The organism is Pseudomonas sp. B1-22 (assembly GCF_050474425.1).
GTDB lineage: Bacteria > Pseudomonadota > Gammaproteobacteria > Pseudomonadales > Pseudomonadaceae > Pseudomonas.
Genome location: NZ_JBCHVH010000004.1, coordinates 18067 through 39247, shown reverse-complemented (window position 1 = coordinate 39247; position 21181 = coordinate 18067). Strand labels below are relative to the sequence as shown.

At 65.8% G+C, this 21181-nt stretch carries 17 protein-coding genes; 13 read left to right on the top strand and 4 right to left on the bottom strand.

The features are described from left to right. Positions 1-4: 4 nt before the first annotated feature. The 3 genes from pdxA to ACQ5BL_RS15755 all read right to left on the bottom strand — a co-directional run bounded on the left by pdxA (position 5) and on the right by ACQ5BL_RS15755 (position 5179). Positions 5-1006, bottom strand: coding sequence for a 4-hydroxythreonine-4-phosphate dehydrogenase PdxA (pdxA, locus tag ACQ5BL_RS15765; protein ID WP_243807860.1), 1002 nt, complete (start codon positions 1004-1006; stop codon positions 5-7). A gap of 113 nt (positions 1007-1119) precedes the next feature. Further along, positions 1120-2412: a peptidylprolyl isomerase gene (locus ACQ5BL_RS15760; RefSeq protein ID WP_207887551.1), complete on the bottom strand. Its 1293-nt coding sequence runs from the start codon at positions 2410-2412 to the stop codon at positions 1120-1122. Beyond that, positions 2393-5179 carry an LPS-assembly protein LptD gene (locus ACQ5BL_RS15755; RefSeq protein ID WP_243807859.1) on the bottom strand — a complete coding sequence of 929 codons (2787 nt, stop codon included), beginning with the start codon at positions 5177-5179 and terminating at the stop codon, positions 2393-2395. The genes ACQ5BL_RS15760 and ACQ5BL_RS15755 overlap by 20 nt, the downstream gene beginning before the upstream one ends. A 129-nt stretch (positions 5180-5308) precedes the next feature. On the opposite strand from ACQ5BL_RS15755, the gene ACQ5BL_RS15750 reads away from it, so the two are divergent. From ACQ5BL_RS15750 to ACQ5BL_RS15740, 3 genes are read left to right on the top strand one after another with little or no spacing between them, the layout of a single operon-like run. Next, positions 5309-6331: an aminoglycoside phosphotransferase family protein gene (locus ACQ5BL_RS15750; RefSeq protein ID WP_430293185.1), complete on the top strand. Its 1023-nt coding sequence runs from the start codon at positions 5309-5311 to the stop codon at positions 6329-6331. Then, entirely contained in the window at positions 6328-7002 is a 675-nt protein-coding gene (gene murU / locus ACQ5BL_RS15745) for an N-acetylmuramate alpha-1-phosphate uridylyltransferase MurU (RefSeq protein ID WP_243807857.1), read from the top strand. The genes ACQ5BL_RS15750 and murU overlap by 4 nt, the downstream gene beginning before the upstream one ends. 1 nt (position 7003) lies before the next feature. After that, entirely contained in the window at positions 7004-7768 is a 765-nt protein-coding gene (locus tag ACQ5BL_RS15740) for a DnaJ domain-containing protein (RefSeq protein WP_243807855.1), read from the top strand. Here the strand turns inward: ACQ5BL_RS15740 and ACQ5BL_RS15735 are convergent. After that, positions 7765-8814 carry an alpha/beta hydrolase family protein gene (locus ACQ5BL_RS15735; protein ID WP_243807854.1) on the bottom strand — a complete coding sequence of 350 codons (1050 nt, stop codon included), beginning with the start codon at positions 8812-8814 and terminating at the stop codon, positions 7765-7767. The two genes, ACQ5BL_RS15740 and ACQ5BL_RS15735, sit on opposite strands and share 4 nt — an antisense overlap. A 153-nt stretch (positions 8815-8967) precedes the next feature. Between ACQ5BL_RS15735 and ACQ5BL_RS15730 the strand changes: the two genes are divergently transcribed. The 10 genes from ACQ5BL_RS15730 to trpE all read left to right on the top strand — a co-directional run bounded on the left by ACQ5BL_RS15730 (position 8968) and on the right by trpE (position 21155). Next, a complete protein-coding gene (locus ACQ5BL_RS15730; protein WP_243807853.1) occupies positions 8968-11397 on the top strand; it encodes a PAS domain-containing sensor histidine kinase in 2430 nt (809 codons plus the stop codon). After that, complete coding sequence (locus ACQ5BL_RS15725; RefSeq protein WP_207887545.1) at positions 11397-12032, top strand: response regulator; 636 nt, start codon at positions 11397-11399, stop codon at positions 12030-12032. Before ACQ5BL_RS15730 ends, ACQ5BL_RS15725 begins: the two co-directional genes overlap by 1 nt. Positions 12033-12189: 157 nt before the next feature. Next, entirely contained in the window at positions 12190-13227 is a 1038-nt protein-coding gene (locus ACQ5BL_RS15720; protein ID WP_207887544.1) for an ABC transporter substrate-binding protein, read from the top strand. Between the two features lie 180 nt (positions 13228-13407). After that, complete coding sequence (locus tag ACQ5BL_RS15715) at positions 13408-14517, top strand: ABC transporter ATP-binding protein (protein WP_243807852.1); 1110 nt, start codon at positions 13408-13410, stop codon at positions 14515-14517. A gap of 73 nt (positions 14518-14590) precedes the next feature. Continuing rightward, positions 14591-15640 carry an ABC transporter substrate-binding protein gene (locus tag ACQ5BL_RS15710; protein WP_243807851.1) on the top strand — a complete coding sequence of 350 codons (1050 nt, stop codon included), beginning with the start codon at positions 14591-14593 and terminating at the stop codon, positions 15638-15640. A 128-nt stretch (positions 15641-15768) separates the two neighbouring features. Continuing rightward, on the top strand, positions 15769-17019 hold the full coding sequence (locus ACQ5BL_RS15705; protein WP_243807850.1) for an ABC transporter permease: 1251 nt from the start codon (positions 15769-15771) through the stop codon (positions 17017-17019). Between the two features lie 13 nt (positions 17020-17032). Continuing rightward, positions 17033-17860: an ABC transporter permease gene (locus ACQ5BL_RS15700; RefSeq protein WP_207887540.1), complete on the top strand. Its 828-nt coding sequence runs from the start codon at positions 17033-17035 to the stop codon at positions 17858-17860. A 179-nt stretch (positions 17861-18039) separates the two neighbouring features. Next, positions 18040-18714 (top strand): ribulose-phosphate 3-epimerase, encoded by a 675-nt coding sequence (gene rpe, locus ACQ5BL_RS15695; RefSeq protein WP_015475282.1) that lies wholly within the window; start codon positions 18040-18042, stop codon positions 18712-18714. Further along, complete coding sequence (locus tag ACQ5BL_RS15690) at positions 18714-19532, top strand: phosphoglycolate phosphatase (RefSeq protein WP_207887538.1); 819 nt, start codon at positions 18714-18716, stop codon at positions 19530-19532. The genes rpe and ACQ5BL_RS15690 overlap by 1 nt, the downstream gene beginning before the upstream one ends. Before the next feature lie 129 nt (positions 19533-19661). Next, complete coding sequence (gene trpE / locus ACQ5BL_RS15685) at positions 19662-21155, top strand: anthranilate synthase component I (RefSeq protein WP_243807849.1); 1494 nt, start codon at positions 19662-19664, stop codon at positions 21153-21155. Positions 21156-21181 lie beyond the last annotated feature (26 nt).

The window sequence follows — 21181 nt, the reverse complement described above, 5'->3', positions numbered from 1 at the left end:
GGATTCAGTGGCGCGCGACACCGGCTTCTGCCATCTGGTAGGCGGTTTCCAGGGCGACCTGCAGGCTGCCGCTGTCGATCCGGCCAGTGCCGGCCAGGTCCAGGGCGGTGCCGTGGTCGACCGAGGTGCGGATGATCGGAAGGCCCAGGGTGACGTTCACCGCCGCGCCGAAACCCTTGTACTTGAGCACTGGCAGGCCCTGGTCGTGGTACATCGCCAGCACGGCGTCGCAGTGCTCCAGGTGCTTGGGGGTGAACAGCGTGTCGGCGGGCAGCGGGCCGATCAGTTGCATGCCCTCGGTGCGCAGGCGCTCCAGGGTCGGCTCGATGACGTCGATTTCCTCGTGGCCGAGGTGACCGCCTTCGCCAGCGTGGGGGTTCAGGCCGCAGACCAGGATGCGCGGGTTGGCGATGCCGAACTTGTCGCGCAGGTCGGCATGCAGGATGCGGGTGACACGTTCCAGGCGCTCCGGGGTGATGGCGTCGGCGATCTGCCGCAGCGGCAGGTGGGTGGTCACCAGGGCCACGCGCAGACCGCGGGTGGCGAGCATCATCACCACCTGGGCGGTGTGGGTGAGGTCGGCGAGGAACTCGGTATGACCGGAGAAGACGATGCCCGCCTCGTTGATCACACCCTTGTGTACCGGCGCTGTGATCATGCCGGCGAAATGGCCGTCCAGGCAGCCTTTGCCGGCGCGGGTCAGGGTTTCCAGTACATAGGCGGCGTTGGCCTGGTTCAGCTTGCCGGGCTCGACGGCCGCGGCCAGCGGGGTATCCCAGACATACAGGGTACCAGCGGCGGCAGGGGCGCTCGGCCACTGGCCGGGGCCGACTTCCTGCAGGGTGATGTCCAGCCCCAGCAAGGTGGCGCGCCCGGCCAGCAACTCACGGCTGGCGACGGCGACCAGCGGATGGGGCTGGGCTTCGCGGGCCAGCAGCAGGCAGAGGTCGGGGCCGATACCGGCGGGCTCACCGGGGGTCAGGGCAAAGAGGGGGGATGTGCTCATCAGGGATCTCGAATCAGGGCGTTGGAGCGGATGCGCCTACTCTACGACGAAGCTTCTTATGGGCAAAAAGAAACCCGGCCATGGCCGGGTTTCTTTCGGGCGACTCGCGCCGCTTACTGCTTGATCTCGACGTAGGCTTCGTCGCGGATCTGCCGCAGCCAGGCCTGCAGTTCTTCGTCGTACTTGCGTGCGCGAAGGGTCTGGGCCGCCTGCTGTTCGCGGAACTTGTCGCTGCTGTCGGTGGCGCGGCGGCCGAGGACTTCCAGCACGTGCCAGCCGAACGGCGAACGGAAGGGCTTGGTGACCTGGCCTTGCGGCGCGTTGTTCATCACCTCGCGGAACTCCGGCACCAGGGATTCCGGGTCGACCCAGTTGAGGTCGCCGCCGTTGAGCTTGGAACCCGGGTCTTCGGAATACTTCTTCGCCAGCTCGCTGAAGCTCTCGCCAGCCTGGATGCGCTCGTAGAGCTTTTCGGCCAGGCGTTGGGTCTCTTCATCGCTGCGGATTTCGCTGGGCTTGAGGAGGATGTGGCGGACGTGGACTTCGTCGCGCAGCATCTTGCTGCCGCCGCGCTTCTCTTCCAGTTTCAGGATGATGTAGCCGCCCGGCGTGCGCACCGGCTCGGTCACGTCACCCACGGCGAGGCTGCCGACCATGCTGTCGAACGGGGAGGGCAGCTGCGCGGCCTTGCGCCAGCCGATCTCGCCGCCTTCCAGGGCGTTGTCGCCGGCCGAGCGGGATACCGCCAGCTGGCCGAAGTCCGCGCCTTGCTTGAGCTGCTGGTACAGCTCGGTGGCCTGACGGCCGGCAGCCTGCACGGTTTCCGGCGAGGCGCCGTCGGGTACCGGGATCAGGATGTTGGCCAGGCGGTACTCTTCGGAGAGCTGGATCTTGCCCATGTCGGAGGCGAGGAAATTCTGCACTTCCTGCTCGCTGACCTGGGTGCGCTCGGCCACGCGACGCTGGCGCACGCGGCTGATGACCATCTCGCGACGCACCTGCTCGCGGGCGTCGTCATAGGACAGGCCATCGTGGGCGAGGGCGGCGCGGAACTGGTCCAGGCTCATGTTGTTGCGCTGGGCAATGGTGCCCATGGCCTGGTTCAGCTCCTCATCGGTGATGCGGATGCCGGAGCGGTCGCCGATCTGCAGCTGGATGTTCTCGATGATCAGGCGCTCGAGCACCTGCTGGGTCAGAACATGTTCCGGCGGCAGCGGCGCGCCACGCTTCTGGATGGTTGCACGGACTTCGCGCAGGCGCTGGTCCAATTGGCTCTGCATCACCACGTCGTTGTCGACGATGGCAACGACACGATCCAGTGGAACCACATCGGCATGCACGACGGAACTTGCCAACAGCGCGCCCAGCATCAGCGGGCGCAGGGCCTTACATAGCATTGTCTTCACGTTGACGATAACCCTGGATACCTTGGTCGAGGAAGCCTTCCACCTGGTTGCCAACCACGCCGCCAAGGCCTTTCAAGATGATTTGCAGGAACACACCGTGGTCGGACTTCGACGTGTCGCTGGAACTGAGGTAGTTCTCGTCGTCGTAGTTGACCCAGTAGCGATTGATCAGGCGCAGCTTCCAGCAGCAGCTGTCGTATTCGAAGCCGCCGAAGGCTTCCAGCGTACGGCTCTGGTTGTAGTCGAACTGCCAGCGGCCGATCGCGGCCCATTGCGACAGTACCGGCCACATGAACGAGAAGTCGTGCTGGTTGATCTTGTTCACGTCGCTGTTGTACTGGAAGTTGCCGGTATTCGGGTTGTAGCTCTTGGTGTCGGCGCGATAACGGTAGCCGGCGTTCAAGATTTTGCGAGGATCGGCTTCAGGCTGATAGTGGAACATCAGGTTGCCGTTGTTCGTGTGATGAGTATCAGCGTTCCAGTTGAAGTCCGAACTCGCAGACCAGTCATGGTTGAAGCGATACAGGCCGGTCAGGGCATAAGGCGAGCGCCAGGTGTCGGCGTCCGGGTTTTCCTGGCCGCTCACGCGCAGGTCGTTCTCGGTCAGGCCGGGCAGCTGTACGCGGCGGTCGCTGAAGTAGTAGATCTGGCCGGCAGCGATATAGGCGCGCTCGAAGCCGCTGTCGTCAATGAAACGCGAACCCAGGCCGAGGGACAGCTGGTTGGCGTCGCCGATGCGGTCCTTGCCGGTGAAGCGGTTTTCGCGCCACAGCGAGTCGTAGCTGAAGGTGAATTCACCGGTGTCGAAGGTCGGCAGGTTGTCCTGGTTCTTGTACGGCACGTACAGGTACATCGCACGCGGTTCGAGCGTCTGGCGGAACTTGCTGCCGCCGAAGCTGGTGTCGCGGTCGAAGTACAGGCCGGAGTCCAGCTTGGCCAGGGTCAGAGCGCGATCCGGGCTGCTCTCGTAGTTGATCCAGGGCTGGTTGTTGGCAATGTATTGCTTGCCTTGGCCGTCCAGGTCCAGGTCGTACTTGGTGTACAGACCCTTGAGGGTGGGGGTCATGAAGCCCCAGCTGCGGTTCATCGGCAGGCTGACGCCCGGCTCGGCATGGAAGCGGTCGCCGGTGGCGCGAGCGAGGCCCTTGATATTGGCGTCCGGGCGGGTGCCTTTGATGGTGCCGTCGTCATTGAGGTAGACGGTTTCATCCAGGTCGCGGTCGAAGCGCACGGCTTCGGTGCCATAGGTGAACTGCGCGCCGCCGGGATTGAACGGCAGGGCGCCGTTCAGGGTGAGTTGCGGCAGGCGATCATACGGCGTCACGTCGGTCACGTTCGCCAGCTGATAGGCCTGGGCATTCAGGCGCGCGGTGTAGCTGTCGCCGCGGTAGGTCAGGGAGCCCTGCTGGTTCACGTAGGTCGGCGCGTTGATGCCGAGCGAGGTGTCCAGGTCCTGGAAGTAGTACGGGTCGCTGATGCGGGTGTAGTCCACCTGCGCCAGCACGCGCGAATCCAGGCCGCTGACGTTCTTCCAGCCGTACAGCCAGCGGGTGTCGGTGTACTGCGGGAAGCCCTTGCGGTCGTCGTCCTTGTCGTTCAGGTAGGCCGCGTTGAACTGACCTTCGCTGCTGTGGGTCAGGTAGCGGAACTCGCCCTCCATCAGCAGGCCGCGCTTGACCATGTATTTCGGGTACAGCGTGGCGTCATAGTTCGGCGCCAGGTTGAAGTAGTACGGCGTAGTCAGCGTGAAGCCGGTATCGGTCGTGGTGGCGAACGACGGCGGCAGGAAACCGGACTGGCGGCGGTTGTCGATCGGGAAATAGATGTACGGGGTGTAGAACACCGGAATGTCCTTCACCCGCAGGGTCGCGTTGGTCGCGGTGCCGAAACCGGTGGCCGGGTTCAGCTTGATGTTGTTGCCCTTGAGGACCCAGGCGTTGCTGCTGGGTTCGCAGCGGGTGTAGGTCCCGTCTTTCAGCTGGATGATCGCGTCTTCCTGGCGCTTGGCATACAGCGCGCTGCCGCGTACCTGGGCCTGGTGCATGACGTATTCGGCGTTGTCGATCTTCGCTGCGCCGTTGTCCAGCTGCAGTTCGGCGTGGTCGCCGACGATCAGTGCGCCGTTGTCGCGCAGCTTGACGTTGCCGACCAGCTCGCCACGGTTCTCCGCCTGGTGCAGGTTGGCTTCGTCTGCTTCCACCTGCATGCTGCCTTGGCGCAGGACTACGTTACCGGCGAGGGTAGCGACCTGTTTTTCCTGCTCGTAGCGCGACACCTTGGCCGAGACGTAGGTCGGTGCCTCGTCGTTCGGGGTCTTGTCGTTCATGCCCGGGCGGATCGGCTCGACGTATTCGCCGCTGCAGTACGGCCCCATTTCTGCCAACTGGGCGGCGGTCAGCTTCTCACGCGGGACCCAGTCGAGGTGGCTGTAATCGGTGCTGCGCGACTTCAGGCCGCGGCCGCCGGACTGGGTGACCAGTTGCTGGGGCTCTTCGGTGCTGGCAGCGGAGCTGCTGCCGGACGTTTCGCCCTTGGTGGCAGCGGCGGTGCTGGCACCGGCACTGACGGCCGTGGCACTGTGCTGCGGACGCGGAACGCTGGTGGCGCTCTGTTGCGGTGCGCAGTTCCAGGAGCCGGAGGCCGAAGGTTGGCAGGCGAACTGCTCACCGGGTGCCGCGGTCACAGAGGCGAGCGGCTGAATAGCCAGCAGGCCACCGGTCACCAGTAAGGGGAATTTTCTACGGAACACGGGGAAATTCACTGCCATCTTGTTAATCCGGGCGTCCTGCGAGCCATCGACCCGGTAAGGGCCGCGAGCCTCTCGATGGGCTCAAAAAGATGCTGGATAATAAAGCATGACCCGCGCAACGGCTAGGGCCGTGGAGAACCCATAAAGATGTCACAGGATGCCCGTTACCAGCAGATGATTGGCTGGTTGGACTTGAGTTTGCCCGCTGTGTTCAATGCTGAAGGCTGGGGCCCGGTGCCCGAGGCGAGCCTCACACCAGCCAGCAGCGATGCCAGTTTCCGTCGTTATTTCCGTTGGCAGGGCGATGGCCGCAGTCTGATCGTGATGGATGCGCCGCCGCCCCAGGAAGATTGCCGCCCCTTCGTCAAGGTCGCCGCTTTGCTGGCCGAGGCCGGTGTGCACGTGCCGACGATTCTGGCCGAGGATGTCGAGGAGGGCTTCCTGCTGCTCAGCGATCTCGGTCGCCAGACCTACCTCGACGTGATCAATCCGCAGAACGCCGAGGAGCTGTTCGAACCCGCGCTGGATGCGCTGGTGGCCTTCCAGCAGGTGGACGTCGCCGAACGCCTGCCCGCCTATGACGAAGCCCTGCTGCGCCGCGAGTTGCAGCTGTTCCCCGACTGGTACCTGCAGCACCACCTGGGTGTGACCCTGGAGGGTGAGCAACTGGCCGCCTGGCAGCGTACCTGCGATCTGCTGGTGCGCAGCGCGCTGGAGCAGCCGCGCGTGCTGGTGCACCGCGACTACATGCCGCGCAATCTGATGCTCAGCGAGCCGAATCCCGGCATCCTGGATTTCCAGGATGCGGTCTACGGCCCGGTCACCTATGACGTGACCTGCCTCTACAAGGACGCCTTCCTCAGCTGGCCGGAGCCGCGCGTGCACGATGGCCTGTCGCGTTACTGGCGCAAGGCACAGGCCGCCGGCATCCCGCTGCCGGCGCGCTTCGAGGACTTCCTGCGCGCCAGTGACCTGATGGGCGCGCAACGCCACCTCAAGGTGATCGGCATCTTCGCGCGCATCTGCCATCGCGACGGCAAGCCGCGCTACCTGGGCGACGTGCCACGCTTCTTCCGCTACCTGGAAAGCGTCATCGCCCGCCGTCCGGAGCTGGCCGACCTCGCCGCCCTGCTGGCGAGCCTGCCCAAAGACGAGACGCATCCCGCATGAAGGCCATGATCCTCGCGGCGGGCAAGGGCGAGCGCCTGCGCCCGCTGACCCTGCATACCCCCAAACCGCTGGTGCGCGCCGGTGGCGTGCCGCTGATCGAGTACCAGCTGCGGGCGCTGCGCCGTGCCGGCTTCGATCAATTGGTGATCAATCATGCCTGGCTCGGTCAGCAGATCGAGGACTACCTGGGCGATGGCGCACGGTTCGAGGTAAGCATCCGCTATTCGCCCGAAGGCGAGCCGCTGGAAACCGGCGGTGGCATCTTCAAGGCGCTGCCGCTGCTGGGCGATGACGCCTTCGTCATCGCCAACGGCGACATCTGGACCGACTTCGATTACGCGAGCCTGCACGGCGCGCTGGCCGAAGGCGATCTGGCGCACCTGGTGCTGGTGGACAATCCCGGGCACCACAGCCGCGGCGATTTCTGCCTGCGCGACGGCCGGGTGAGCGACTACCGCGAAGGCGAGCCGAGCCTGACCTACAGCGGCATTGCCGTGTTGCATCCGGCACTGTTCGAGGGCTGCGAGCCCGGCGCCTTCAAGCTGGCGCCATTGCTGCGCCGGGCGATGGAGGCCGGTCGCGTGAGCGGCGTGCAGCATGCTGGCCGTTGGGTCGATGTCGGCACCCATGAGCGCCTGGCCGACGTCGAACGCCAGTTGGCGGAGGGCTGAGGTGTTCTGGCCGGGCACATTGCTGGGGCTGATCGCCGGCTGGGCACTGGCGAGCATTCCCGGAGCCCTGCTCGGTGGGCTGCTCGGCCAGGTGCTCGATCGTCGCCTGAAGGTGCGCTCGTGGCGCGGGCTGCTGGAACAGTTGCGCGGCGGCCCGCAGGTCGGTGACCGCGAGCTGCTGTTCCTCCTGCTCGGCCGCCTGGCCAAGAGCCGGGGCCGCGTGCACGACGCGCACATCCAGCAGGCTCGGGCGGAAATGCTGCGCCTGCAACTGGACGACAGCGCGCGCCGTCAGGCCATCGAGGCCTTCGGGCGGGGCAAGAGTGGCGGCGAATTGCTGGAGATCGGCCTGCGCCAGCGCCATGGTCATGAGGCGACGGCGGAAGGCCTGCTGCTGGCCTGCTGGCGCATGGCCTGGGCGGCCGGTGCGCCGGGGTCGGCGGAGAAGCACCTGATCCTGCAATGGGGTGACTGGCTCGGCGTTCCGCGTGCCCGTATCCAGGCTCTGGCCGCCGGTGCGGAGCGGGCGAAGCCGGCGGTCACGCCGCGCGAGTCCTATACCCAGGCACTGCGCCTGCTGGGCGTGACGGTGGACAGCGAGCCGGAAGAGATCAAGCGTGCCTACCGCAAGCTGGTCAGCCAGAACCATCCGGACAAGCTCGAAGGCCTGGGCGCCAGCCCGGAACGTATCGCCGCCGCCACCGAGAAGACCCGCGAGATCCAGGCGGCCTACCTGCTGGTCCGGCAGCGGCGCGGCTTCCGTTAATCGGGTTGGCCGACCGGCTCCAGGTGCATCGACAACCAGCCGCGAATGCGGCGGTAGAGTTGTTCCTGCTCGGTCGCAAGGTCGGCGGGCAGGGCGTTCATGCCGATCTGGATGTAGTTGGGTGACTTCTGCCGCTTGCTCGCCTGCAGGCGCTGCTGCGCCGCTGTGCGGTCGGCGGCCTTGTCCTTGTAGTAGAAGTCGCCGGTGGCGACGCTGAGCAGGGGCACCGTTTCGTCCAGCGAAGGCAGGAAGTCGCGGGGCATCTCGGGCGCCACCAGCAGCAGGTTCCTGATATCGGCCGGCGTGCGCTCGCCCAGGTAACGGGTTGCCCAGTAGGCGCCGGTACCATGCCCCAGCAGGACGATGGTCCTGGGCTTGTGCTGCTCGGCCAGTTCCACCGCTGCCTGGATGCGCGCCAGTACCCGCTCGGCATGGGCCTTGCGCAGCGCCACCGGGTCGGTCGGGGTGGGCGCGGCTTCCGCCGGATTGGCCTGTGCCGGTTCGGCGCTGCCGGCTTCGCCGGTGCTTTCCGGTGTCGGCGTGGCGTTGCCCGCGCTGCCGGTCACTTCCGGTTTGCTGGCGCTGTCGGCCGCGCTGGCGTCGGTGTCCGCGCTGGCCTTGTCCGCCGATTCGGACGGACGTGGCACCGGAGCGGTGCTCTGTGGATCGGGCAGGGTCACGCTGAGGCTTTGCCAGCCGGCGTCGGGCAGCTTGCGTCGTAGCGGGCCGATCGCCACTGGCCAGTCGGCGCTTTCGCCATCGCCGGGGATCAGGATCACCACGCCTTCAGCCTCTGCGGTGTTGGCAGGCAGCCAGAGCGTGAGGAAGCTTTCCTCGCCCGCTTGCAGCATCTGCCGCTCACGCTCCGGCAATTGCCGTTGCAGGCCGCTGGCATCGTCCTGGCTACGTTCGCTGACCTGCGGCCTTGCCATTGGCGCGCTTGCCGGTTTGTCCTCGGCGGCGGGCTTGGACTCTGTCGCCCAGGCCGGCGACAGGCCGAGCGACAGGCAAAGGGCGAGCAGAGTAGGGCGGGGCAGGTGCGGCATCGGCGATATCCATGTCCAGGGCGGGCGCGAGTGCGGCCAGCCTAGCGGCTGTTATTAGGTTTGTCAGGCGCAGGCCATGCCGGGTTCCACTGGGGTTGCTGTAAGGTATGCCGGCCGTTTAGTGGCGCGATCGAACTCTGGGGTGTTGTCGGCATGAGTCGTCTGTTCTGGAAAGCCTGTCTGCTCTGGTTGTGTTGCCTGCCGTTGCTGGCTGCGGCGGAGACCGCGGCGCCGCCTCTGGCGCTCGACGATAGCCAGCGCGCCTGGCTTGCCGGGCACCCGCAACTGCGCGTCGGGACGTTGCTGGAGGCGCCCTACGTGCAACAGGACCGGCGCCTGCAACAGCTGTCCGGGGCCAATGTCGAACTGCTGGAGTGGCTGGCCAAGTCCATGGGCGTGACCCTGCAATGGCGCACCTACACGGACCTGGCGGCGCTGGAGCGGGCGGTGCGCGCCGGGGAGATCGACCTGGCGCCCGGCATCGGCCAGACCCCGGCGGCGCTGCGCGACTGGCTGTTCTCCGACCCCTATCTGCGCGTGCCGCGTCTGGTGGTGGGCGACAGGCTCGGTGGTGCCTCGGTGGAGTTGGAGTCGCTCGAAGAGGGTGAATCCGTTGCGGTGCGCGGGCCGGGGCCGGTGGTGGATTATCTGCGCGGCACCTACTCGGGCCTCACGCTGCAAGTGGTCGACAGCGACCGCGAAGCGTTGCGCAAGGTGCTCGGTCGCGAGGCCAGCTATGCGGTGATCGACGAGGCGCAGCTGGCGCGCCTGACCCGCGAGACCGAGTTCACCGGCCTTTCGGTGGTGGCCGATATCGGCTATCCGCAACTGCTGCGCGTGGCCACAAGGCGCGACCTGCCGGAGCTGGCATCGATCATCGACACCGCTCTGCGCGCGGTGCCGGCCAAGGACCTGGATCAGCTCCACGAACGCTGGTTGCAGCCCACCTATCCACGACTGGGCTCCTCGCCGGGCTTCTGGCAGAACCTCTGCATCCTGCTCGGCCTGCTGCTGCTCTTCGCCATCGGCGCATTGCTGTTGCAGCGCCGCCAGCAGCGGACGCTGGAGTCGCGCCTGGTCGCCGCACGGCGCGATATCGAATTGCGCCAGGCGGCCGAACAGGCGCTGCGCCTGACCCAGTTCGCCATCGACAGCAGTACCGTGGGCATTCTCTGGGTCAACTGGGACAGTCACGTCCGTTACGCCAACCGCGCCGCCGAGGAGCTGCTCGGCTATGCGCCGGGCGCCGTGGTGGATCGGCCGCTGGCGGACTTCGAGCCGACGCTGAACATGGATCGCTGGCTCAACCTCTGGCGCCGCGCGCGCAATGCCGACGAGGCGCCGCTGAGCTTCGAGACCCAATGCCTGCGCGCCGACGGCCAGTGGCTGCCGGCGGACGTCTCGCTGAGCTTCCTGCGTTTCGGCGATTCCGAATACCTGCTGGTGTTCCTCAACGATGTCACCGAGCGCCGCCGTGCCCGCGCCGCCCTCGAGGAAAGCGAGGCGCGCCTGCAGGGCATCGCCGCCAACGTGCCGGGGCTGGTGTTCCGCCTGGAACCCAACGCGCCGGACGACGACTCCGATTTTGCCTACATCAGCTTCATCACTGGCGGCAGCGAGACCTCGCTCGGTTACGCCCCCGGCTACCTGCGCGAAAGCGGGCTGGGGATCATGGGGCTGGTGGTGCCGTCCGAGCGCGAGAGCTATCTCGCCAGCCAGTTGCAGGCGGTGGAAAGCGGCAGCAACTGGCGCTGGCAGGGACGCATCCTGACCCGCAGCCATGAGCCGCGCTGGGTGGACATCAAGGCCACCGTGCGGACCCTCGACGACGGTCGACTGGCCTGGGATGGCGTGGTCTGGGATATCACCGAGAACAAGCAGATCGAGCTGGAGCTGGGCGAGTCCCGCGCGCAGCTGCGCGAATTGTCCGCCCACCTGGAGAGCGTGCGGGAGGAGGAGAAGGCGCGGATCGCCCGTGAAGTGCACGATGAACTGGGCCAGGTGCTCACCGTGCTCAAGCTGGAAACCTCCATGTGCGAACTGGCCTATGGCGAGCTGGACGGCGGTCTGCGCGAGCGCCTGGACAACATGAAGCGCCTGATCGCCCAGCTGTTCCAGCTGGTGCGCGACGTGGCCACCGCGCTGCGTCCGCCGATCCTCGATGCCGGCATTGGCTCGGCGGTGGAATGGCAGGCGCGGCGCTTCGAGGCGCGCACGCAGATACCCTGCCTGGTGCAGGTGCCGGAGAATCCGCCGGCGCTGTCGGATGCCAAGGCCATCGGCCTGTTCCGCATCCTCCAGGAGGCGCTGACCAATGTCATGCGCCATGCCCAGGCGCATACTGTGGAGCTGCAACTGGACGTCGAGGGCGACGAACTGTGCCTGCGCATCGAGGACGATGGCGTGGGCTTCGACCCGGGCGCCGCGCGCCAGGGCGTATCCTTCGGCCTGGTGGGCATGCGCGAGCGGGTGCTGATGTTCGGCGGCACGCTGCAGATCGACAGCCAGCCCGGGGAGGGCACCACGCTGTGGATCCGGGTGCCTCTGGACAACGATAACGACAATGACGACGAGCAGGAGTGATGGCGGTGATTCGAGTGCTGGTGGCGGAAGACCATACGATCGTGCGCGAGGGCATCAAGCAACTGATCGGCATGGCCAAGGACCTGCAGGTGGTGGGTGAGGCCACCAACGGCGAACAACTGCTTGAAACCCTGCGCCAGACGCCCTGCGAAGTGGTCCTGCTGGACATCTCCATGCCCGGCGTCAACGGCCTGGAAGCCATCCCGCGCATCCGCGCGCTGAACAATCCGCCGGCGATCCTGATGCTGTCGATGCACGACGAGGTGCAGATGGTCGCCCGTGCGCTGAAGGCTGGCGCCGCCGGCTACGCCACCAAGGACAGCGATCCGGCGCTGCTACTCACCGCGATCCGCAAGATCGCCAGCGGCGGCCGTTACATCGATCCGGACCTGGCCGACCGCATGGTCTTCGAGGTCGGCCTGACCGACTCGCGGCCGCCCCATGCGCTGCTCTCCGAACGCGAGTTCTCGGTGTTCGAGCGCCTGGTGCAGGGTGAGGGCGTCAACGAGATCGCCCAGCAACTGGCAGTCAGCAGCAAGACCATCAGCACCCACAAGGCGCGGCTGATGCAGAAGCTCAACGCCAACTCGGTGGCGGACCTGGTGCGCTACGCCATGGAGCACAAGCTCCTCTGAGCCGGCTCTGTTTGATCTGTAGCAGCTTGCTTGCCGAATTTTCCCTTCACTCTGTGCGACGTGTCCGATTTCTGTAAGAAGCCGTCTATCTAGCGGGCGTGAGGCAGGGAATGATTGCCCGCTTCATGCGGTACGTCGTGAGAATAAGGAGAAGACGATGTTGCGAGCGGTAAGGGGAGGGCTGCTGTTCGGCCTGCTGGGGAGCGTCGCGCTGCCGGCGCTGGCGGACTATGTCACGGTGATTTCCTTTGGCGGCGCCAACAAGGAAGCCCAGGAAGCGGCCTTCTACAAACCTTTCAAGACGGCCACCGACAATGCGGTCGTGCACGGCTCCTACAACGGCGACCTGGCCAAGCTCAAGCGCATGGTGGAGATCAGCCATGTGTCCTGGGACGTGGTGGAAGTCGAGGCACCCGAACTCGCCCGCGGCTGCGAGGAAGGGCTGTTCATGAAGCTCGACGCCAAGACGGTCGGCAACGCCGCCGACTTCGTCCCCGGCGCGGTGCAGCCCTGCGGCGTCGGCATCTTCGTCTGGACCACCCTGCTGGCCTACAACCAGAACAAGCTGCAAGGCACTCCGACCAGTTGGGCGGACTTCTGGGACGTGAAGAAATATCCCGGCAAGCGCGGCCTGCGCTGGGGCGCCAAATACAGCCTGGAATTCGCCCTGATGGCCGACGGCGTCGCGCCCAAGGACGTCTACAAGGTGCTGGCCACCGAGGAGGGCGTCGACCGTGCCTTCCGCAAGCTCGACGAACTCAAGCCGAACATCAACTGGTGGAAGTCCGGCCAGGACCCGGTACGCGATCTGGCCGACGGCACGGTGGTGATGAGCTCCGCCTACAACGGTCGGATCGCCGCCGCGCAGGCCGAGCAGAAAGGCTTCCGCATGGTCTGGGCCGGCGGCATCTACGATTTCGACTTCTGGGCGCTGCCTTCGGGCGTGTTCAAGAAGGAACTGGCCGAGCAGTTCGTTCACTTCGCCAGCCAGCCGCCGCAGCAGAAAGCCTTCGCCGAGAACATCGCCTACGGCCCGACCAACCGCAAGGCGGTGGAACTGCTGGCGCCGGACGTCGCCGCCAACCTGCCCACCGCGCCGCAGAACATCGCCAACGCCGTGGGCATGAACGTGGCGTTCTGGGCTGAGCACGGCGATGCCCTGGAGAAGCGCTTCCAGGCCTGGGCCAAGCGCTGACGCAGCAGTTGCCGGCCCACGTCCGGCCGGCAACTCATGTCCCCATGCTTTGTAGGGATCGCCCTACAAAGCATCCTCTCTAAGCCTTATAGCAATCTCTCATACCGCCCGATTTGCGTGCAGGTCCAGCTTCTCTAGGCTTGAGATCAACGGCATTTACAAAAAAACAAAGGTGCGGTTATGGCCGAGAATCAGGCAAACGATGTGCTGGTGAGCTTCCGTGGTGTGCAGAAGAGCTACGACGGCGAATCCCTCATCGTGAAGGACCTCAATCTGGACATTCGCAAAGGCGAATTCCTGACGCTGCTGGGGCCGTCCGGTTCCGGCAAGACCACCAGCCTGATGATGCTGGCCGGTTTCGAAACCCCCACTGCCGGTGAAATCCAGCTCGCCGGCCGCGCCATCAACAACGTCCCCCCGCACAAGCGCGACATCGGCATGGTGTTCCAGAACTATGCCCTGTTCCCGCACATGACCGTGGCCGAGAACCTGGCCTTCCCGCTGTCCGTGCGCGGCATGAGCAAGACCGACGTCAGCGAGCGCGTGAAGCGCGCCCTGTCCATGGTCCAGCTCGACAGCTTCGCCGGTCGCTATCCCGCCCAGCTCTCCGGTGGCCAGCAGCAGCGCGTGGCCCTGGCCCGCGCGCTGGTCTTCGAGCCGCAGCTGGTGCTGATGGACGAACCCCTGGGTGCGCTCGACAAGCAGCTGCGCGAGCACATGCAGATGGAGATCAAGCACATCCACCAGCGCCTGGGCGTGACCGTGGTCTACGTGACCCACGACCAGGGCGAAGCCCTGACCATGTCCGACCGCGTGGCCGTGTTCCACCAGGGCGAGATCCAGCAGATCGCCCCGCCGGCCGAGCTCTACGAGCACCCGCGCAACTCCTTCGTGGCCAACTTCATCGGCGAGAACAACCGCATCGCCGGCCAGCTGCAGGCGCGCAATGGCGACCGCTGCACCGTGGCCCTGGCCCGTGGCGAGAAGGTCGAGGCCCTGGCGGTCAATGTCGGCAACGTCGGCGACACCGTCAGCCTGTCGATCCGCCCCGAGCGCGTGCGCCTGAACGGGCACAGCGAAAACTGCGCGAACCGTTTCTCCGGCCGCGTCGCCGAGTTCATCTACCTGGGCGACCACGTGCGCATCCGCCTGGAGGTGTGCGGCCGTACCGATTTCTTCGTCAAGCAGCCGATCGCCGAGCTCGACCCGGCACTGGGCGTTGGCGACGTAGTACCGCTGGGCTGGGCCGTCGAGCACGTCCGCGCGCTCGATCCTCTGCCGGCGGCGTGACACCAAGGCCCGGCCACTCCCGGGCCTGATGCATCCAAGAAAAACAAACCTGCACACTGTGGAGAGAACAATAATGTCGAAGTCCCTGAAAGCATCGGGCCTGAAACTCGCGGTACTGAGCGTCGGCCTGGCCTGCGCGGCCCAGTCCATGGCCGCCACCGACCTGACCGTGGTGTCCTTCGGCGGCGCTAACAAGAACGCCCAGGTGAAGGCGTTCTACGAGCCCTACCAGAAGTCCACCGGCGACAAGATCGTGGCGGGCGAATACAACGGCGAGATGGCCAAGGTGAAGGCCATGGTCGACACCAACAGCGTCTCCTGGGACCTGGTGGAAGTGGAATCGCCGGAGCTGGCCCGTGGCTGTGACGAAGGCCTGTTCGAAACCATCGACCCGGCCATCCTCGGCAAGGCCGACGACTACGTTCCGGGTGCCGTGAGCAACTGCGGCGTTGGCTTCTTCGTGTGGTCCACCGTCCTGGCCTACAACGCCGACAAACTGAAGACTGCACCGACCAGCTGGGCCGATTTCTGGGACACCAAGAAATTCCCGGGCAAGCGCGGCCTGCGCAAGGGCGCCAAGTACACTCTGGAATTCGCCCTGATGGCCGACGGCGTCGCGCCCAAGGACGTCTACAAGGTTCTGGCCACCAAGGAAGGCCAGGACCGCGCCTTCAAGAAACTCGACGAGATCAAGCCGAGCATCCAGTGGTGGGAAGCCGGCGCCCAGCCGCCGCAGTACCTCGCTTCCGGCGACGTGGTCATGAGCTCCGCCTACAACGGCCGCATCGCCGCCGTGCAGAAGGAGAGCAACCTGAAGATCGTCTGGAACGGCGGCATCTACGACTTCGACGCCTGGGCCATCCCGAAAGGCGCCAAGAAGGTCGAGGAAAGCCTCAAGTTCATCGCCTTCTCGGTCAAGCCCGAGCAGCAGAAGACCTACGCCGAGAACATCGCCTACGGTCCGGTGAACAAGAACGCCGTACCGCTGCTGAGCAAGGATCTGCTGCACAACATGCCGACCACCCCGGAAAACATGCAGGGCCAGGTGGGCATGGACGTGACCTTCTGGGCTGACTACGGCGAGCAGCTGGAGCAGCGCTTCAACGCCTGGGCCGCTAAATAAGTAGCAGTGCCAAACCGCCGCGGCCGCCCGAGCCGCGACGGACCGGAACCGCCGCTCCCCCTCGCGGCGGCTCCTCCTGACACCACACCTTGGCCGCTCCCGGGCGGCCTGTTTTACCGGAGTTCGCTATGGCCACCGCAGTGTCCTTGAACGAGGTCGCCGGCACCACCACCCTCAAGCAGCGCCTGGCGCGTGCGGAGCGGATGAACCGTCTGAAGTCCCAGGCACTGATCCTGCCGCTGCTGGTCTTCCTCCTGCTGACCTTCCTGGTGCCCATCGCGGCGCTGCTCTACAAGAGCGTGAACAACCCCGAGGTCGTCGGCGCGATGCCGTTGACCGTCAACGCCATTTCCGAATGGGACGGCAAGTCGCTGCCCTCGGATGCGGTGTACAAGGCGCTGAGCGAAGACCTGGTCGCCGCGCGCAAGAACCAGACCCTCGGCGACCTCTCCAAGCGCCTGAACATGGAGCTGGCCGGCTACCGCAGCCTGCTGTCCAAGACTGCTCGCGCGCTGCCGTTCAAGGAGCAGCCAGCGTCGTACAAGGACGCGATGGAAGGCCTCGACGAGCGCTGGGGCGACCCGGCCTACTGGCAGGCGATCCGCCGCAACGCCAGCCACGTCACCCCCTATTACCTGCTGGCGGCGCTCGATCACCGCATCGACGACCTCGGTGAGCTGGCCCGCGCCACGCCCGACCAGTCGATCTACCTGGACATCTTCGCCCGTACCTTCTGGATGGGCGCGGTGATCACCGTGATCTGCCTGCTGCTGGCCTATCCGCTGGCCTACCTGCTGGCGACCCTGCCGACCCGCAAGTCCAATCTGCTGATGATCCTGGTGCTGCTGCCGTTCTGGACCTCGATCCTGGTGCGCGTCGCCGCATGGATCGTGCTGCTGCAGTCCGGCGGCCTGATCAACGGCGCGCTGCTGAAGATGGGTCTGATCGACCAGCCGCTGCAGCTGGTGTTCAACCGCACCGGCGTGTACATCTCCATGGTGCACATCATGCTGCCGTTCATGATCCTGCCGATCTACAGCGTGATGAAGGGCATTTCCCCCAGCTACATGCGCGCCGCGATTTCGCTGGGCTGCCACCCGTTCTCCAGCTTCTGGAAGGTCTACTTCCCACAGACCGTGGCCGGTGTCGGCGCCGGTTGCCTGCTGGTGTTCATCCTGTCGATTGGCTACTACATCACCCCGGCCCTGCTGGGCAGCCCGAACGACCAGATGGTCAGCTACTTCGTCGCCTTCTACACCAACACCACCATCAACTGGGGCATGGCCACGGCCCTGGGCGGCCTGTTGCTGTTCGCCACCCTGGTGCTCTACGTGATCTACGGCTGGCTGGTGGGCGCAAGCCGCCTGCGTCTGGGCTGAGGAGAATAAGAAGATGCTGAGTCCTTACATGTCCCCGGTCGAGCGCGTGTGGTTCTACACCCTGCGCATCCTCTGCGGCCTGGTGCTGCTGTTCCTGGTGCTGCCGGTGCTGGTGATCGTGCCGCTGTCGTTCAACTCCGGCACCTTCCTGGTCTACCCGCTGCAGGGCTTCTCCCTGCGCTGGTATGCCGACTTCTTCAACTCCGCCGAGTGGATGCGTTCGCTGACCAACAGCATGATCGTCGCCCCGGCGGCCACCGTGCTGGCCATGGTCTTCGGTACCCTGGCCTCCATCGGTCTGACCCGTGGCGAGTTCCGCGGCAAGGCCCTGGTGATGAGCCTGGTGATCTCGCCGATGGTGGTGCCGGTGGTGATCATCGGCGTGGCGAGCTACCTGTTCTTCGCGCCGCTGGGCCTGGGCAACAGCTACATCTCGCTGATCATCGTCCACGCGGTGCTGGGTGTACCGTTCGTCATCATTACCGTGTCGGCGACCCTGCAGGGCTTCAACCACAACCTGGTGCGCGCTGCCGCCAGCCTGGGCGCGCCGCCGGTGCTGACCTTCTTCAAGGTCACCCTGCCGCTGATCGCTCCCGGCGTGATCTCCGGTGCGCTGTTCGCCTTCGCCACCTCCTTCGATGAAGTAGTGGTGACCCTGTTCCTCGCCGGTCCCGAGCAGGCGACCCTTCCGCGCCAGATGTTCAGCGGCATCCGCGAGAACCTCAGCCCGACCATCGCCGCCGCGGCGACCCTGCTGATCGGTTTCTCCGTCCTGCTCCTGCTGACCCTCGAGTGGCTGCGCGGCCGCAGCGAGAAGATGCGTACCGCACCGACTGCCTGATCCACAGTATTTCGCGGACGGTTTCGTCCCTGTGCTCACCCACAGGAGCGGGATCGATCCGCGATTTTTTTTGCCTCTCTATTCCGCACTTCCGTATCGGCCATCGGTCGAATCCCCTTCGAGCCGCCTGAGCGGCTACAATGCGCGCCATCCGTGATTCCCGCCCACAGAGGTGCGCCATGCAACCCTACGCCATCGCTCCGTCGATCCTTTCCGCCGACTTCGCCCGCCTGGGCGAGGATGTGGACAAGGTGCTCGCTGCCGGCGCCGACATCGTTCACTTCGACGTGATGGACAACCATTACGTGCCGAACCTGACCATCGGCCCGATGGTCTGCACGGCCCTGCGCAAGTACGGCGTCACTGCGCCCATCGACGTGCACCTGATGGTCTCCCCGGTGGATCGCATCATCGGCGACTTCATCGAAGCTGGCGCCACCTACATCACCTTCCACCCGGAAGCCTCGCAGCACATCGACCGCTCCCTGCAACTGATCAAGGACGGCGGCTGCAAGGCCGGTCTGGTGTTCAACCCGGCCACCTCGCTGGACGCGCTCAAGTACGTGATGGACAAGATCGACATGGTCCTGCTGATGAGCGTCAACCCCGGCTTCGGCGGGCAGAAGTTCATCCCCGGCACCCTCGACAAGCTGCGCGAAGCCCGTGCGCTGATCGACGCCTCCGGCCGTGACATCCGCCTGGAGATCGACGGCGGGGTGAACGTGAAGAACATCCGCGAGATCGCCGAAGCGGGCGCCGACACCTTCGTCGCCGGCTCCGCCATCTTCAACGCACCGGACTACGCCGAGGTCATCCGCGCCATGCACGCCGAGCTGGCGCAGGCGCGCAAGTGATGAGTGCCGCACAGCTGCCGTTCGCCGGGCTGCCGCGTCTGGTGATGTTCGACCTGGACGGCACCCTGGTGGACTCGGTCCCCGACCTTGCCGCGGCGGTGGACAAGATGCTGCTGGCGCTCGGGCGCCAGCCGGCCGGCCTGGACGCCGTGCGCCACTGGGTCGGCAACGGCGCGCGGGTGCTGGTGCGTCGGGCCCTGGCGGGTGACATCGAACACGCTGACGTCAGCGAGGAAGACACCGAGCGCGCCCTCGAACTGTTCATGGACTTCTACGCCGACAGTCATGCGTTGACCGTGGTCTACCCCGGCGTCATCGAGACCCTGAAGTGGCTGAAGAAGCGCGGCGTCGAGCTGGCGCTGATCACCAACAAGCCCGAGCGCTTCGTCGGCCCGCTGCTGGACGAGATGAAGCTGGGCAAGTTCTTCCGCTGGATCATCGGCGGCGACACCCTGCCGCAGCAAAAGCCCGACCCGGCCGCGCTGCTGTTCGTGATGAAGATGGCCGGCGTGTCGGCGGAGCAATCCCTGTTCGTCGGCGACTCGCGCAACGACATCCTCGCCGCCAAGGCCGCCGGCGTGCGCAGCGTGGGCCTGAGCTACGGCTACAACCATGGCCGCCCCATCGCCGAGGAAACCCCGACGCTGGTGCTCGATGACCTGCGCCATCTGCTGCCTTGCTTCGATTCGGGCAAAGCGATAGTGTTGCCCGACTCCGCCTCAACTCCCGCCCAGCGAGACAGCATCGTGGAAACGGCTCCCCACACACTCTGGATGAAGGTCATCAAGGCCCTGGCCCGCTGGCGCTGGCGCGCCTGACATCCTTTGGCCGGTACGCCCGGCGCGTGTGTGCAACCGATACCGTTTTCCCCTCAGAGCCTGTTGAATCCCCGCTGCGTGCCGGCAGACCCGCACTGTGCGAAACAGGCTCCTGTTACGAGGCTGATCATGACCCGCGAAGAATTCCAGCGCCTGGCCGCCGAAGGCTACAACCGCATCCCGCTGACCTGCGAAACCCTGGCCGACTTCGATACCCCGCTGTCGATCTACCTGAAGCTGGCCGACGGCCCCAACACCTACCTGCTCGAATCCGTGCAGGGCGGTGAGAAGTGGGGTCGCTACTCCATCATCGGCCTGCCCAGCCGCACCGTGCTGCGTGTGTACGGCCACCAGGCGAGCATCAAGGTCGACGGCGTCGAGACCGAGAGCTTCGAATGCGCCGACCCGCTGGCCTTCGTCGAGGAGTTCAAGGAGCGCTACCGCGTGCCGACCCTCGCCGGTCTGCCGCGCTTCAACGGCGGCCTGGTCGGCTACTTCGGCTATGACTGCGTGCGCTACGTCGAGCAGCGCCTGGCGCAGTGCCCGAACCCCGATCCGCTGAACAACCCCGACATCCTGCTGATGGTGTCCGACGCGGTGGTCGTGTTCGACAACCTTGCCGGCAAGATGCACGCCATCGTCCTCGCCGATCCGGCCCAGGCCGACGCCTACGACCAGGGCCTGGCCCAGCTGGAAGAACTGCTGGAGCGCCTGCGCCAGCCGATCACCCCGCGCCGCGGCCTGGACTTCAGCGCGGTGAACGCGCCGGAGCCGCAGTTCCGCGCCAGCTTCACCCGCGAGGACTACGAGCGTGCCGTCGGCACCATCAAGGAGTACATCCTGGCCGGCGACTGCATGCAGGTGGTGCCGTCGCAGCGCATGTCCATCGACTTCGCCGCCGCGCCGATCGACCTGTACCGCGCGCTGCGCTGCTTCAACCCGACGCCCTACATGTACTTCTTCAACTTCGGCGACTTCCACGTCGTCGGCAGCTCGCCGGAAGTGCTGGTGCGCGTCGAGGACGGCGAAGTCACCGTGCGCCCCATCGCTGGCACCCGCCCGCGTGGCGCCACCGAAGAGGCCGACCGCGCGCTGGAAGAAGACCTGCTCTCCGACGCCAAGGAAATCGCCGAGCACCTGATGCTCATTGACCTGGGTCGCAACGATGTCGGCCGCGTGTCGCAGACTGGCAGCGTGAAGGTCACCGAGCAGATGGTGATCGAGCGCTACTCCAACGTCATGCACATCGTCTCCAACGTGAACGGCCAGCTGAAGGACGGCATGAGCGCAATGGACGCCCTGCGCGCCATCCTGCCGGCCGGCACCCTGTCCGGTGCGCCGAAGATCCGTGCCATGGAGATCATCGACGAGCTGGAGCCGGTCAAGCGGGGTGTCTACGGCGGCGCTGTGGGTTACCTGGCCTGGAACGGCAACATGGACACCGCCATCGCCATCCGCACCGCGGTGATCAAGAACGGCGAACTGCATGTGCAGGCCGGTGGCGGCATCGTCGCCGACTCGGTGCCGGCGGCGGAGTGGGAAGAAACCATCAACAAGCGCCGCGCGATGTTCCGCGCTGTGGCGCTGGCCGAGCACACCGCCAAGGTGCATGGCCGCGATTGAGTTGCCTGCTCGTTGAAAAGGCCCCG

Bases quoted from the DNA above. Each gene is read 5' to 3' on its own strand.
- ACQ5BL_RS15715 (WP_243807852.1), top strand. From the start codon at position 13,408: ATGGCCGAGAATCAGGCAAACGATGTGCTGGTGAGCTTCCGTGGTGTG.
- rpe (WP_015475282.1), top strand. From the start codon at position 18,040: ATGCAACCCTACGCCATCGCTCCGTCGATCCTTTCCGCCGACTTCGCC.
- ACQ5BL_RS15735 (WP_243807854.1), bottom strand. From the start codon at position 8,814: ATGCCGCACCTGCCCCGCCCTACTCTGCTCGCCCTTTGCCTGTCGCTC.
- pdxA (WP_243807860.1), bottom strand. From the start codon at position 1,006: ATGAGCACATCCCCCCTCTTTGCCCTGACCCCCGGTGAGCCCGCCGGT.
- ACQ5BL_RS15705 (WP_243807850.1), top strand. From the start codon at position 15,769: ATGGCCACCGCAGTGTCCTTGAACGAGGTCGCCGGCACCACCACCCTC.
- ACQ5BL_RS15720 (WP_207887544.1), top strand. From the start codon at position 12,190: ATGTTGCGAGCGGTAAGGGGAGGGCTGCTGTTCGGCCTGCTGGGGAGC.
- ACQ5BL_RS15730 (WP_243807853.1), top strand. From the start codon at position 8,968: ATGAGTCGTCTGTTCTGGAAAGCCTGTCTGCTCTGGTTGTGTTGCCTG.
- ACQ5BL_RS15750 (WP_430293185.1), top strand. From the start codon at position 5,309: ATGTCACAGGATGCCCGTTACCAGCAGATGATTGGCTGGTTGGACTTG.
- ACQ5BL_RS15725 (WP_207887545.1), top strand. From the start codon at position 11,397: ATGGCGGTGATTCGAGTGCTGGTGGCGGAAGACCATACGATCGTGCGC.
- murU (WP_243807857.1), top strand. From the start codon at position 6,328: ATGAAGGCCATGATCCTCGCGGCGGGCAAGGGCGAGCGCCTGCGCCCG.
- trpE (WP_243807849.1), top strand. From the start codon at position 19,662: ATGACCCGCGAAGAATTCCAGCGCCTGGCCGCCGAAGGCTACAACCGC.
- ACQ5BL_RS15710 (WP_243807851.1), top strand. From the start codon at position 14,591: ATGTCGAAGTCCCTGAAAGCATCGGGCCTGAAACTCGCGGTACTGAGC.
- ACQ5BL_RS15690 (WP_207887538.1), top strand. From the start codon at position 18,714: ATGAGTGCCGCACAGCTGCCGTTCGCCGGGCTGCCGCGTCTGGTGATG.
- ACQ5BL_RS15700 (WP_207887540.1), top strand. From the start codon at position 17,033: ATGCTGAGTCCTTACATGTCCCCGGTCGAGCGCGTGTGGTTCTACACC.
- ACQ5BL_RS15755 (WP_243807859.1), bottom strand. From the start codon at position 5,179: ATGGCAGTGAATTTCCCCGTGTTCCGTAGAAAATTCCCCTTACTGGTG.